Source organism: Thermus igniterrae ATCC 700962 (genome assembly GCF_000376265.1).
Lineage (GTDB): Bacteria > Deinococcota > Deinococci > Deinococcales > Thermaceae > Thermus > Thermus igniterrae.
In genome coordinates this window covers 1-13,788 of the sequence record NZ_AQWU01000030.1, presented here as the reverse complement: position 1 = coordinate 13,788, position 13,788 = coordinate 1, and the positions used below count along the sequence as shown (strand labels likewise).

At 68.6% G+C, this 13,788-nt stretch carries 10 protein-coding genes; 8 read left to right on the top strand and 2 right to left on the bottom strand.

The features are described from left to right. Positions 1-244, bottom strand: a 244-nt coding sequence (locus B128_RS0100995; protein ID WP_018110437.1) for a hypothetical protein, incomplete at its 3' end; no start/stop codon positions are given. 167 nt (positions 245-411) lie between these two features. On the opposite strand from B128_RS0100995, the gene B128_RS0100990 reads away from it, so the two are divergent. The 5 genes from B128_RS0100990 to B128_RS0100970 all read left to right on the top strand — a co-directional run bounded on the left by B128_RS0100990 (position 412) and on the right by B128_RS0100970 (position 8,107). Next, complete coding sequence (locus B128_RS0100990; RefSeq protein WP_018110436.1) at positions 412-4,488, top strand: intein-containing adenosylcobalamin-dependent ribonucleoside-diphosphate reductase; 4,077 nt, start codon at positions 412-414, stop codon at positions 4,486-4,488. A 111-nt stretch (positions 4,489-4,599) separates the two neighbouring features. After that, positions 4,600-5,211: a phosphoribosylanthranilate isomerase gene (locus tag B128_RS0100985; protein ID WP_026174914.1), complete on the top strand. Its 612-nt coding sequence runs from the start codon at positions 4,600-4,602 to the stop codon at positions 5,209-5,211. Between the two features lie 7 nt (positions 5,212-5,218). Next, on the top strand, positions 5,219-6,013 hold the full coding sequence (locus tag B128_RS0100980) for an inositol monophosphatase family protein (RefSeq protein ID WP_018110434.1): 795 nt from the start codon (positions 5,219-5,221) through the stop codon (positions 6,011-6,013). A 3-nt stretch (positions 6,014-6,016) separates the two neighbouring features. Beyond that, positions 6,017-6,496 (top strand): flavin reductase family protein, encoded by a 480-nt coding sequence (locus B128_RS0100975; RefSeq protein WP_018110433.1) that lies wholly within the window; start codon positions 6,017-6,019, stop codon positions 6,494-6,496. Between the two features lie 81 nt (positions 6,497-6,577). Continuing rightward, the gene (locus B128_RS0100970; protein WP_026174913.1) at positions 6,578-8,107 is read left to right on the top strand and encodes a S8 family peptidase; all 1,530 of its coding nucleotides are present in this window, start codon (positions 6,578-6,580) and stop codon (positions 8,105-8,107) included. Between the two features lie 47 nt (positions 8,108-8,154). Here the strand turns inward: B128_RS0100970 and B128_RS0100965 are convergent, their stop codons facing one another. Continuing rightward, complete coding sequence (locus B128_RS0100965) at positions 8,155-8,532, bottom strand: M67 family metallopeptidase (protein ID WP_018110431.1); 378 nt, start codon at positions 8,530-8,532, stop codon at positions 8,155-8,157. Between the two features lie 56 nt (positions 8,533-8,588). On the opposite strand from B128_RS0100965, the gene B128_RS0100960 reads away from it, so the two are divergent. From B128_RS0100960 to ppsA, 3 genes are all read left to right on the top strand, one after another. Continuing rightward, positions 8,589-10,565, top strand: coding sequence for an elongation factor G (locus B128_RS0100960; protein WP_018110430.1), 1,977 nt, complete (start codon positions 8,589-8,591; stop codon positions 10,563-10,565). A gap of 6 nt (positions 10,566-10,571) precedes the next feature. Beyond that, positions 10,572-11,480 carry an AAA family ATPase gene (locus B128_RS0100955; RefSeq protein ID WP_018110429.1) on the top strand — a complete coding sequence of 303 codons (909 nt, stop codon included), beginning with the start codon at positions 10,572-10,574 and terminating at the stop codon, positions 11,478-11,480. Next, on the top strand, positions 11,477-13,788 hold a 2,312-nt coding region (gene ppsA, locus B128_RS0100950), incomplete at its 3' end, for a phosphoenolpyruvate synthase (RefSeq protein ID WP_018110428.1). The genes B128_RS0100955 and ppsA, both read left to right, overlap by 4 nt.

The following is a 13,788-nucleotide window of genomic DNA, read 5'->3' as shown; positions in this document are numbered from 1 at the left end:
AGGGGCCTTCCATCAGGTCCTGGAGTGAGGCCTCCGTCTCGCGGTAGGTGAGGTGGAAGAAGGCGCGGAAGAGAAGGAGGGCCAGGTAAAGGGCGTGGCTGTAGCGCCAGGGGCGGCCCCGCTTGCCTTTGGGGGTGGGAGGGGCCACCTCCCGGGCCAGGCGCAGGCAGTGTTCCAAGACCTCCTTGGGGCTTGCCTCCCTGCGAAGGAAGCCTCGCTTGCCCATCAGGAGAGAGATATACACCCGTCCTCCTGACCTTTGCAAGGCAAGCCCACGACCCAAGCCAGAGTGTGAACCGCCCCACTTGCGGCCAAACCCAAAGGGTTGTAGCATCTAGGGCGTTCACCCCAAGATATGGGGTCAAGCCCCAGTTAGGGGCTTGGTCCGTCCTTGGGGGTCAGGGAGGATTTATGGAGCGCCATTTCTTTGACGAGCACGCCCAGGCCATCGCCAAGCGCCAGTATCTGCAACCCGGCGATGGGGATATTCTCGGCATGTTCCGCAGGGTGGCCCGGGAAGTGGCCCGGGTGGAGGCCCCTGAGGTCCGGGACCTTTGGGAGGAGCGCTTCTACGAGCTCATGGCCTCCAAGCGCTTCTCCCCGGGCGGGCGCATCCTGGCGGGGACCGGCACCCCCCACGGCAACCTCCTCAACTGCTTCGTGCAGGGGGCCACGGAGAACCCCCCCGAGAGCTTCCAGGGCATCATGGAGGTGGCCAAGAAGCTGGCCCTGGTCACCAAGGTGGGTGGGGGCAACGGGGTGAACCTGGACCCCTACCGCTCCAAGAGGGAGGCCCGGCGGCGGCCGGTGCGGGGCATGGCCTACCTCTCGGCCGGCCATCCCGACGTGGAGGACTTCATCCGGGGGCTCATGCGCCCCCCCACCAACCCCGACGGCCCCAAGGAGGAGATCGCCCTCAAAAACTTCGCCCGGGTGGTCTACGGGGACCTTCCCCCGGAGCTCAAGGCCCTAGCGGAGCGGTACGGGGTGCTCACGGTGAAGGAAGCGCCCCAGGACCTCATCCGGGTACCCGACGACATGGGGGGCATCATTGAGGCGGCCAAGGAAGCCGCCCGCCTGGCCCGCCAGGGGCAGGAACCCCACGTGGACTTCTCCCTCCTGCGGCCCGAAGGGGCGCCCATCCGGGGCTCCGGGGGCACCAGCTCGGGGCCGGTGAGCTTCCTCTTTGAGATCTTTGACCACTTCCTGGAGTGGGCAGCCCTGGGGGCCGAGGAGGCGGGCCCGGTGGCCACCCTGCGCTACGTCTACGCCCCGGTGCTCCGGGTGGTGCGCCAGGGGGGCACGCGCCGCGGAGCAGGGATGGCCACGCTCTCCATAGACCACCCCGACCTCCTGGACTTTCTCACCGCCAAGGACCTGGACCGGGAGAAGGCCGAGGGGGACATCTCCACCTTCAACATCTCCGTCCTGGTGACGGAGGCCTTCATGCAGGCCCTCGAGGCCGACGCCCTCTGGCCCGTGACCCCCACGGAGGTACCCGGCAAGTACTATCCCCACCCGGTGGCAAGCCCCTACACGGGCAGGCTGCCCGACCTTCCCGAGCGTGCCGACGGGGCCAAGCCCATCCCCCTATTCGGGGGGAAGGTGCCCGCCCGCTGGCTCTGGCACGAGATCGCCTGGCACGCCTGGGCCACGGGGGAGCCGGGGCTGATCTTCGTGGACCGGGTGAACGCCCTTTCCGCCCTGAAAGGCCTTCCGGGCTACGAAATCCGCTCCACCAATCCCTGCTTCGTGGGCAGCACCCGAATCCCCACGGAGTTTGGCCTAGTTCCCATCGCTGAACTGGCCAAAAAGGGTAGCTTCTACATGACCACCGACAACCGCGCCCCCTTCGCAGGCCTGGGCCCAGCCCGAAAAGAGCGGGGGGTGACGGTGCGCAAAGCGGCCAAGGCCTTCTACACCGGGGAGCGGGAGGTGGTTCGCATAAAGACCCGGGAGGGCCTTACCCTTACCCTGACCCCCGATCACCTCCTCCTGACCCCCCAAGGGTATGTGGAAGCGGGCCAGTTGAAGCCCGGGGACAGGCTGCTGGTGCAAAGCGGCGAAGGCCTGTGGGCCAAGGAGCGATCCCTGCCGCCTGCAGCGTTGCGGGTGGTGCATGAGCGGGTGGCGGTGGCCGGAAGCAGGGGCGCCCGCGGCCGCTCCGACGTGCGGGAGCAGTATGCCAACATGCCCACCCAGTGGAGCGAGAACCTGGGCTTGGTGCTGGGTTGGCTGGTAGGCGATGGGTATCTGCGGGAGGATGGGGTAGGGTTCTTCTTCAACAAGGAGGAGTTTGCCCAGGCCCAGATCGTGGTGGACAGCCTTCGGGACTGGTTCGGCCCGGGAACCCTGCAGGCCACCGCCTCCAACACCCTGCACCTGCACTTCAATAAACTACCTGCCGAGTTCTTCGCCGCCCTCGGCGTCAAGGCGGTGAAGGCCACGGAGAAGCGGGTGCCGGAGAGCATCTTCACCGCACCGCGCGAGGCAGTGGTGGGCTTTTTGCGCGGGCTTTTCAGCACCGATGGCACCGTGGAGCGCAACGACGCCAAGGAAAGCTGCACCGTGCGCCTAGCTTCCTCAAGCCTTGGCCTCCTTCAGGACGTGCAGCTCCTGCTCCTTAACTTCGGCATCTTCGGGCGCATCCACCATCGCCGCAAGGCGGCCCTCCGGTCTTTGCCCGATGGCCGGGGCGGCAGGCGGGAGTACCCGGTGGCCGACCAGTACGAACTGATCATCGGTGCGGAGAGCCGGGACCGCTTCGCCCAGGTCATCGGCTTCGCCCTGCCCGAGAAGCAGTCCAAGCTGGAGGAGTTCATCCGCGGCCGCCCCAGGGGCCCCTACCGCCAGCGCTTTGAGGTCATGGTAAGCGGGGTTGAGCCAGCCGGAACCGCCCCCGTCTACGACCTGACCGAGCCGGTTACCCATAGCCTGATTGCCAATGGAGTGGTGGCCCACAACTGCGGGGAAATCCCCCTCACCGTGGGCGAGCCCTGCGACCTGGGGGCCCTGAACCTGGCCGCTTACGTGGTGGACGGGGAGTTCCAGATGGAGGCCTTCCGCAAGGACGTGCACACCGCGGTGCGCTTCCTGGACAACGTGCTGGACGTGAACCAGTTCGCCCTCCCCGACAACGAAAAGGCGGCCAAGCGCCTCCGCCGGCTGGGCCTCGGGGTCATGGGCCTGGCGGACGCCCTCATCAAGATGGGCCTGCCCTACGCCTCGGAGGCGGCCAGGGAGAAGGTCTACGAGATCATGACCGCCCTAAGGGAGGAGGCCATCAAGGCCTCGGAGGCCCTGGCGGAAGAGCGGGGCGTCTTCCCCCTCTACGAGGAGGCCCGGGCGCACTTTGAAGCCCTGGGAGTCCGCCCCCGGCGCAACGTGGCCCTCCTCACCGTGGCCCCCACGGGGACCACCAGCATGCTCATGGGGGTCAGTAGCGGCATTGAGCCCGTCTTCAGCCCCTTCGTCTGGCGGAGGATTGGCGGGGAGTACAAGCCCCTTCTCCACCCCCTCTTCGTGGAGCTCATGGAGGCCTACCCCCCGGCAGAGGGCTTCGCCAAGGAGGGAAAGTGGGACTGGGAGAAGGTGGTGGCGGCCATCCAGGAGGACGGCCACGGTTCGGTACAGCGCCTTACCTTCGTGCCCGAGGCCATCCGGAGGGTCTTCCAGTGCGCCCACGACATCTCCCCCCTGGACCACGTGCGCATGCAGGGGGTGGTGCAGCGGGCCTTTGACGCCGAGGGCTACGCGGGCAACTCCCTCTCCAAGACCATCAACCTGCCCCACGAGGCCACGGTGGCCGACGTGGAGGCCGCGTACCTCGAGGCCTACCGCACGGGTTGCAAGGGCATCACCGTCTACCGGGACGGCTCGCGGGACTTCCAGGTCCTCACGGTGAAGAAGGAGGAGAAGGCGGAAAAGGCCCCGGAGGCCCCCCCTCCCCCCAAGAGGGAGGAGAAGCCCCAGGGGGGGCCGGTCCACGAGCGCCCCGGGAGGCTCTTGGGCTTCACCGACATGGTGAAGCTCCTCTCCCCGGAGGGGTCCAAGCGGAGCTTCCTGGTCACGGTGAACCTCCTGGAGGGGAGGCCCATTGAGGTCATCCTCACCTCGGGCAAGGCGGGGGACGAGGCCAACGCCGACTCCGAGGCCCTGGGCCGGGTGGTCTCCATCGCCCTGCAGTACGGGGTCCCCCCGGAGGCCATCATCCGCACCCTGAGGGGGATCAACGGGGGGCTTTACGGCACCTACCAGGGCCGGCTGGTCTCCAGCAAGGCCGACCTGATCGCCGTGGCCCTGGAGACCATCCCCGAGGCCTTCAAGGGCATGGGCCAGAACCCCGGGGAAGAAGCCCTGCCCGCCCTCTCGGGGGGAGGGTTTGCCCTCCTGGGGGCCGCCGCCTGCCCCGTCTGTGGGGAGAAGACCCTGGTGCGGGAGGAGGGCTGCTGGAAGTGCCAGGCCTGCGGCTACTCCAAGTGCGGCTGAAGGCCTGAGGCCCCTGCGGGCCCTGGCGCTGCCAGGGCCCTTTAGACTGAAGGGGCGCACACCCTGGCCTCACCTCGAGGGGGCCAAAGGACAAGGAGGCTGGCCTTGCAGGTGCGGGTCAAGATCTGCGGCATCACCAGGGTGGAGGACGCCCTGCTGGCGGAGGCCCTGGGGGCCTCTGCCCTGGGCTTTGTGTTCGCCCGGGGGTCCAGGCGGCGCCTGGAGCCGGAGGCCGCCCGGGACGTGGCCCGGGCCCTGGGCCCCCTGGTGGTGCGGGTGGGGGTCTTCCAGGACCAGGAGCCCGAGGAGGTGCTCCGGACCATGGAAAGGGCCCGGCTGCAGGTGGCCCAGCTCCACGGGAGCGAACCCCCGGAGTGGGCCGAGGCGGTGGGGCGGTTTTATCCCGTCATCAAGGCCTTCCGCCTCCTGGGCCCCGCGGAGCCGGGGTGGGCGGACTACCCCGCAGAAGCCCTCCTCCTGGACGGCCCCAGGCCGGGAAGCGGCCAGGGCTACCCCCGCGAGTGGGCCCTCCCCCTCCTGAAGGGGGGGAAGCGGGTAATCCTGGCGGGGGGAATCGGCCCGGAAAACCTGGAGGAGGTCCTGGCCCTCCAACCCTACGCCCTGGACCTCTCCAGCGGGGTGGAGGAGGCCCCCGGGGTGAAGAGCGAGGCCAAGTTGCGGGCCCTCTTCGCCCGCCTGACGGCCTGGGGGCGAAGGGTATGATGGGGGCGTGATCGGCAGGAGACACCCCTTTTTCCCCCACCTGGAGGCCATGCTGGAGGCTGCCCACCTGGCCCGGGGCATCCACGCCTACTACCTGGAGCGGGGCTTCACCCAGGGCACCAAGTCCGGCCCCACCGACCTGGTCACCCAGGCGGACCGGGAGTCCGAGGAGGCCATCAAGGCCCTCCTCCTCTCCCGCTTCCCCGAGGCCGGCTTCCTGGGGGAAGAGGGGGGTAGCGAGGGGGGCAAGGCCCTCCGCTTCATCGTGGACCCCCTGGACGGCACGGTGAACTACGCCCACGGCTTTCCCTTCTACGGGGTCTCCCTGGCCCTGGAGGCCGAGGGGGTGATCCAGGCCGGGGTGGTCATGGACACCGCCCGGGGGGAGACCTTTTACGCCCTAAGGGGAGAAGGGGCCTACCTGGACGGCAGGCCCATCCGGGTGACGGGGCGGGAGGAACTCCTGGGAAGCCTCCTGGCCACCGGCTTCCCCTACGACGTGGCCAAGGACCCGGAAAACCTCACCTACTTCGGCCGGGCCCTGCGGCGGGGCCTCCTGGTGCGCCGCCCCGGGGCAGCCGCCTTGGACCTGGCCTACGTGGCCGCGGGAAGGCTGGAGGGGTTCTGGGAGGTCAAGCTGAACCCCTGGGACGTGGCCGCGGGGTGGCTTCTGGTGGAGGAGGCCGGGGGGCGGGTGACGGACATGGAGGGCAATCCCTACCGCCTGGGGCACCGCTACATCGTGGCCAGCAACGGGCGCATCCACGAGGCCCTGCTCCAGGCCCTGCTTGAGGAGGTGTGAGGCATGGACCTCGAGGCCAAGAAGAAGGTGCTGCGTAGCTTTACCTACGGCCTTTACGTGCTGACGGCCCGCGACGGGGAGGAGTACGCCGCGGGCACGGTGAACTGGGTGACCCAGGCCTCCTTCCAGCCGCCCCTCATCGCCCTGGGGGTGAAGCGGGATAGCCGCCTCCACGCCCTCATCGGGCGGACTGGGAGGCTAGCCCTCATGACCCTGGCCGCGGACCAGAAGGCCATCGCCCAGGACTTCTTCAAGCCCACCGTGCAGGAAGGAGGTGCCCTGAACGGCCACCCCTTCGTCCCCTCCCCCACCTTCGGCCTTCCCCTCCTCACCGAGCTCCCCTACTGGCTCGAGGCCGAGGTGCGCCACCTCTACGAGGGCGGGGACCACAGCCTGGTGGTGGCCGAGGTGGTGGAGGCCGGGGTGCGCCACGAGGCCAGGCCCCTGGTCATGGGGGACACGGGGTGGTTCTACGGGGGGTGAGCACCCCCCTCTTGACACTTCCCCAACCTAGCCCATAGACTGCCCGCGGCCCCAAGGCCTAACTCGTTCAAGGAGGACCCTATGAGGCTACGGTTGGGACTGCTTATCGGCGCTTTGGTGCTGGTGCTGGCGGCCTGCCAAACGCAAAGGCCTGCCGGCTCCACCGGAACCTACGAGGCCCCGCTGTACAAAGCCGACGACCCCCAGGCCATCCCGGGGCAGTACATCGTGGTGTTCAAGAAAGGGGCCGCCACCCAGATGCTCGCCACCCTCCAGGCCGGCGAAAAAGGCCTAGCCCCCTTGGGCCTCTCCTCCCAGGACCTCACCGTCCAGGCGGTGTACACCCATGCCCTGGAAGGCTTTGCCGCCCAGATGAGCGAGAAGGCACTGGAGACCCTGCGCCGAGACCCCAGGGTGGCCTTCATTGAAGCCGACACCTACGTGCAACTCTCCGCCACCCAGAGCAACGCCCCCTGGGGTCTGGACCGCATAGACCAAAGGAACCTCCCCCTGAACGGGAGCTACACCTACTCGGTTACCGGTAGCGGCGTCAATGTCTATGTGATTGACACAGGCATCCTGACCAACCACGCGGACTTAGCTGGGAGAGCCTACGTGGGCTACGATGCCCTGGGGGGCAACGGCCAGGACTGCAACGGCCACGGTACCCACGTGGCGGGCACCGTGGGGGGCACCACCTACGGGGTGGCCAAAGGGGTCCGCCTTTACGCCGTAAGGGTCTTGGACTGCAATGGATCCGGCACCAACTCGGGGGTCATCGCCGGGGTTAACTGGGTGGCGCAAAACCACGTTAAACCCGCCGTGGCCAACATGAGCCTGGGGGGCGCCGCCTCCAGCGCCCTGGACACCGCGGTGAGGAACGCCATCGCCGCCGGGGTCACCTTCGTGGTGGCCGCAGGCAACGACAATCAAGACGCCTGCCTTTACTCTCCCGCGCGGGTGGCCGAGGCCATCACCGTGGGCGCCACCACCAACACGGATGCCCGGGCCAGCTTCTCCAACTATGGGAGTTGCTTAGACCTCTTTGCCCCCGGCCAGAACATCCTCTCCGCCTGGCATACCTCCACCACCGCCACCAACACCATCAGCGGAACCTCCATGGCCTCGCCCCATGTGGCCGGTGCGGCGGCCTTATACCTGCAACAAAACCCCAACGCCACCCCAAGCCAGGTGGCCACCGCCCTGATCAACGGGGCCACCACGGGCAAGGTGACCAGCGCCGGCACGGGTTCCCCCAACCGCCTTCTCTTTAGCCCCGCCTCCGAAGTGGTCTCCGAAGAGCCCTGCACGGGATGCGAAAAGTACACGGGTACCCTTTCCCAAGGAGGCTCTGCCTACCAACCCAACGGCAGCTACTACTACACCTCCGTCTCCGGCACCCACGAGGGCTACCTCCAGGGCCCGAGCGGCACCGACTTTGACCTCTACCTGCAGAAGTGGAACGGGAGCACCTGGGTCAACGTGGCCAGCGCCACCACCGCCTCCTCCACGGAGACCATCCGCTACACCGGCACCGCCGGGTACTACCGCTGGCGCATCTACGCCTATAGCGGCTCTGGAAGCTACACCTTCTGGATGAAGCGGCCTTAGGTCCTGTCTGCGCCCCCAGGCCAGGGGAGTCCCCTGGCCTGGGGGTTTTAGCCCAGGACCAAAAGGCTCACCTCCCGCCCCTCCGGGAGCCAAAAGGCCCGCACCCCATCGGTGCCGAAGATGACGTAGGGCACCCGCCAGCGGGCCTCCTTGATGTCGGTGGGGCTGGGGAGGGCGGGACCGGCGGGGTGGGAGTGGTAGATGGCCAGAAGGGCAAGCCCCTCCCCCTCCAGCTCCCTAAGGGCCTTGAGGAGGGCCAAAGGCTCGGCCAGATAGGCGGTGTGGGGGTGGGGATGGGCGTTGGGCAGGGGGATGACCCTTTCCACCTCCCGCCTCCCCGCCCAAAGGCCCACCCCCTCCCTGGGCGCCTCCCGCAGGAGGTGGGCCCGGGTTTCCTCCAGAAGCCTTCTGGGCACGTAGAGCACTTGGGACAATCGCCCCCTCCTTGGGCCTATACTATGGGCACCAAGAAGGAGGTACCATGATCCGAACGGTTGCCCTGGTGGGCCATGCGGGAAGCGGCAAGACCACCCTCACGGAAGCGCTTCTGTACAAGACCGGGGCCAAGGACCGGATGGGCCGGGTGGAGGACGGCACCACCACCACGGACTACACCCCCGAGGCCAAGCTCCACCGCACCACGGTGCGCACCGGCGTGGCCCCCCTGCGTCACAAGGAGCACCGCATCTTCCTCCTGGACGCTCCGGGCTACGGGGACTTCGTGGGGGAGATAAGGGGGGCCCTCGAGGCCGCCGACGCCGCCTTGGTGGCGGTCTCCGCGGAGAGCGGGGTCCAGGTGGGCACTGAGCGGGCCTGGACCGTGGCCGAGCGCCTGGGCCTGCCCCGGATGGTGGTGGTCACCAAGCTGGACAAGGGAGGGGACTACTACGCCCTGCTGGAGGACCTGCGGGCCACCCTGGGCCACATCCTCCCCATAGACCTGCCCCTTTACGAGGGGGGGCGCTGGGTGGGGCTGATCGATGTCTTTCATGGCCGGGCCTACCGCTACCAGAACGGGGGCGAGGTGGAGGTGGCCGTACCCCCCGAGGAGAGGGAGAAGGCGGAGCGCTTTCGGCAGGAGGTCCTCGAGGCCATCGTGGAAACCGACGAGGGCCTTTTGGAGAAGTACCTGGAGGGGGAGGAGGTGACGGGCGAGGCCCTGGAGCGGGCCTTCCACGAGGCGGTGCGCAAGGGGCTCCTCTACCCCGTGGCCATCGCCTCGGGCACCGAGGGCATCGGGGTCCTGCCCCTTCTGGACCTGGTGCTGGAGGCCCTCCCCTCCCCCGAGGAGCGCTTCGGCAACGGCCCCGCCCTGGGCAAGGTCTTCAAGGTGCAGGTGGACCCCTTCATGGGCCAGGTGGCCTACGTGCGCCTGTACCGGGGTCGGCTGAAGCCCGGGGACACCCTGCAAAGCGAGGGGGGCACGGTGCGCCTGGCCCACCTCTACGTGCCCATGGGCAAGGACCTCCTGGAGGTGGAGCAGGCGGAAGGGGGCTACATCCTGGGTCTGCCCAAGGCGGAGAACCTACACCGGGGGATGATCCTCTGGCAGGGGGAAAGGCCGGAGAGCGAGGCGGTGCCCTTCGCCCGTCTCCCCGAGCCCAACGTCCCGGTGGCCATCCGGCCCAAGGGGCGCACGGACGAGGCCAAGCTGGGGGAGGCCCTGCGCAAGCTTCTGGAAGAGGACCCGAGCCTCAAGCTGGAGCGCCAGGAGGAGACCGGGGAGTTCCTCCTCTGGGGCCATGGGGAGCTCCACCTCACCACGGCCAAGGAGCGCCTGGGGGACTACGGGGTGGAGGTGGAGTTCTCCGTGCCCAAGGTGCCCTACCGGGAGACCATCCGCAAGGTGGCCGAGGGGCAGGGCAAGTACAAGAAGCAGACGGGTGGGCACGGCCAGTATGGGGATGTCTGGCTCCGGCTGGAACCCGCCCCGGAGTACAGCTTTGAATGGCGCATCACCGGCGGGGTGATCCCCAGCAAGTACCAGGAGGCCATTGAGGAGGGCATCCTCGAGGCCGCCAAAAAGGGGGTCCTGGCGGGATACCCGGTGATGGGCTTCAAGGCCATCGTCTTCAACGGCTCCTACCACGAGGTGGACTCCAGCGACCTGGCCTTCCAGATCGCCGCCAGCATGGCCTTCAAGAAGGTGATGGAGATGGCCAGCCCCGTCCTCCTGGAGCCCATCTACCAGATCAAGGTGCTGGCCCCCCAGGAGCGGGTGGGGGACATCCTCTCCGACCTCCAGGCCCGGCGGGGGCGGATCCTGGGCATGGAGCAGGAGGGGGCCCTGGCGGCGGTGCGGGCCGAGGTGCCCCTGGCCGAGGTGCTGGAGTACTACAAAACCCTCCCCAGCCTCACCGGGGGCGCCGGGGCCTACACCCTGGAGTTCAGCCACTACGCCGAGGTACCCCCCCACCTGGCCCAGCGGGTGATCCAAGAGCGGACGGGGGAGGGCTAGTTCCCCATGCCGGAAAGCCCCTTCCAGGCCCTGAGCGAGCTGAGGCAGGCCTTGGGCGGGGTCCTCTTCGGCCAGGAGGAGGCCATAGAGGCCCTCCTGGCCACGCTCCTGGCCCGGGGGCACGCCCTTTTGGAAGGGGTGCCGGGGCTGGGGAAGACCCTCCTGGCGGAGAGCTTCGCCCGGGGTAGCGGCCTCAGCTATAAGCGCATCCAGTTCACCCCCGACCTCCTGCCTCAGGACCTCACGGGCAGCGAGGTCTTTCGCGAAGGTGGGTTCGCCTTCATCCCCGGGCCCATCTTCGCCCAGGTGGTGCTGGCCGATGAGGTGAACCGGGCCCCCCCCAAGGTGCAGTCGGCCCTGCTCGAGGCCATGCAGGAACGGGCGGTGACCGTGGGAGGGGTGCGCCACCCTCTGCCCGAGCCCTTCTTCGTGGTGGCCACGCAAAACCCCCTGGAGCTGGAGGGCACCTACCCCCTGCCCGAGGCCCAGCTGGACCGCTTCACCGCCCGCATCCCCTTCCGCCCCCCCCGGCGGGAGGTCTGGCTCCGCATCCTCACAGAAGAACCCCGCACCCCCGAACCCCAGAGGGTGGACTTCCTGGCCGCCCAGCGGGAGGTGGAGCAGGTGCGGGTGGCCAGGGAGGCCCTGGAGGCCATCACCCACGTGGCCTTCCTCACCGGGGAGGACAAGCGCCTGCGCATGGGCCTCTCCCCCCGGGGGGCCAAGGCCTGGCTGGCCCTGGCCAGGGCCCTGGCCTACCTGAGGGACAAGCCGCTGATAGACTGGAAAGAGCTCAAGGACGCCGCCTTCCTGGCCCTCCCCCACCGCCTCTTCCTCACCGAGGAGGCCCTCTATGAGGGGGAGAGCGCCGAGGGCGTGCTCCGGGAGGTCTTGCGGAAAGGAGGGGTTCCATGAGGTGGGTGCGGTTTTTCCACGAGGTAGGCCTGGCGGACGTCCCCCTGGTGGGGGGCAAGAACGCCTCCTTGGGGGAGATGATCCGGGCGCTTTCCCCCCTGGGGGTGAGGGTGCCCGGGGGCTTCGCCACCACCAGCGAGGCCTACCGCTACTTCCTGGAGGCCAACCGCCTGGTGGAGGCCATGGCCCAGGAGCTCCAAGGGCTCAACGTGGAGGACCCCAAGGCCCTGCAGGCGGCCAGCCGCCGCCTGCGCAACCTGATCCTCAAGGGGGAGTACCCCGAGGACCTGCGGGAGGAGATCCTCCTGGCCTACCGCCGGCTCTCCGAGGAGGCAGGGGAGGAGGCCTTACCGGTGGCGGTGCGCTCCAGCGCCACCGCCGAGGACCTGCCCACGGCCAGCTTCGCTGGCCAGCAGGAGAGCTACCTCTACGTGCAGGGAGAGGAGGACCTTCTCCTGCACGTGAAGCGGGCCATGGCCAGCCTCTTCACCGCCCGGGCCATCAGCTACCGCGCCCACATGGGCTTTGACCACCTTAAGGTGGCCCTCTCCGTGGGGGTGCAGCGCATGGTGCGGGCGGACACCGGGGCCAGCGGGGTCATCTTCACCCTGGACCCCGACACCGGGCACCGGGGCTTCGTCTACCTCACCGCCATCTACGGCCTGGGGGAGAACATCGTCCAGGGGCGGGTGGCCCCCGATGGCTACTACGTGCACAAGGAGACCCTGAAGGCGGGGTACAAGGCCCTGGTGTACAAGACCCTGGGGGCCAAGGAGCTCACCCTGGCCTTTGACCCCCGGGAGGGCCGGCTAAAAAACCGCCCCACCCCCCTCTACCTCCGCAACCAGTTCGCCCTTACGGACGAGGAGGTCCTCCTCCTGGCCGACTGGTCTTTGAAGATTGAGGAGCACTACTCCGCCCAGCGGGGCACCCCCACCCCCATGGACATTGAGTGGGCCAAGGACGGGCCCACGGGGGAGCTTTTCATCCTCCAGGCCCGGCCGGAGACCGTGCACGCGCAGAAAGCCCCCCTCCTCAGGGTCTACCGCCTCCGGGAGCGGGGCCCCGTTCTGGCCGAGGGGCTGGCGGTGGGGGAGGCCATCGCCAGCGGCAGGGCCCGCCTCCTCAAAGACCCCAAAGAGATGGACCGCTTCCAGGAAGGTGAGGTGCTGGTCACGGAGACCACCAACCCCGACTGGGAGCCCATCATGAAGAAGGCGGCGGCCATTGTGACGGAAAGGGGCGGGCGCACCTCCCATGCGGCCATCGTGGCCCGGGAGCTGGGGGTGCCGGCGGTGGTGGGGGCGGTGGGGGCCACCCAGGCCATTCCCGAGGGGGAGGTGGTCACCGTCTCCTGCGCCGAGGGGGAGGTGGGCCGGGTCTACCGGGGGAGCCTGCCCTTTGAGGTGGAGGAGATCCGCCCCGAGGCCCTGCCCCGGACCCGCACCCGGATCATGGTGAACGTGGGGACGCCGGAAGAGGCCCTGCGAACCAGCCTCCTCCCCACGGACGGGGTGGGGCTTTTGCGCATGGAGTTCGTCTTCGCCAGCCACGTGCGCGTCCACCCCCTGGCCCTCACCCGCTTCGCCACCCTGCCCAAGGAGGTGCAACGCCAGGTGGAGGAGGCCACCGAGGCCTACGGGGACAAGCGGGCCTACTTCGTGGACCGCCTCTCCCAGGGGATCGCCCTGATCGCCGCCGCCTTTTACCCGCGGCCCGTCATCCTGCGCTTCTCCGACTTCAAGACCAACGAGTACGCCCGCCTCCTGGGGGGGCACCTCTTTGAGCCCAAGGAGGAAAACCCCATGCTGGGCTGGCGGGGAGCGAGCCGCTACTACCACCCGGACTACAAGGAGGGCTTCCTCCTGGAGGTGGCGGCGGTCAAGCGGGTGCGGGAGGAGATGGGGCTTAAAAACCTTCACGTGATGGTGCCCTTCTGCCGCACCCCGGAAGAAGGGGCGCGGGTGCTGGAGGTGATGGCGGAGGGGGGGCTTAGGCGGGGGGAGGATGGCCTCGAGGTCTACGTGATGGCGGAAATCCCCGCCAACGTGCTGGAGGCCGAGGCCTTCGCTGAGCTCTTTGACGGCTTTTCCATCGGCTCCAACGACCTCACCCAGCTGGCCCTGGGCCTGGACCGGGACTCGGAAAGGGTGGCCCCCCTCTTTGACGAGCGCCGCCCCACGGTGAAGGCCCTCTGTGCCCTCCTCATTGAGAAGGCCCACGCCCGGGGGAAGAAGGTGGGCATCTGCGGCCAGGCCCCCTCCGACTACCCCGAGTTCGCCGCCTTCCTGGTGGAGCGGGGGATTGA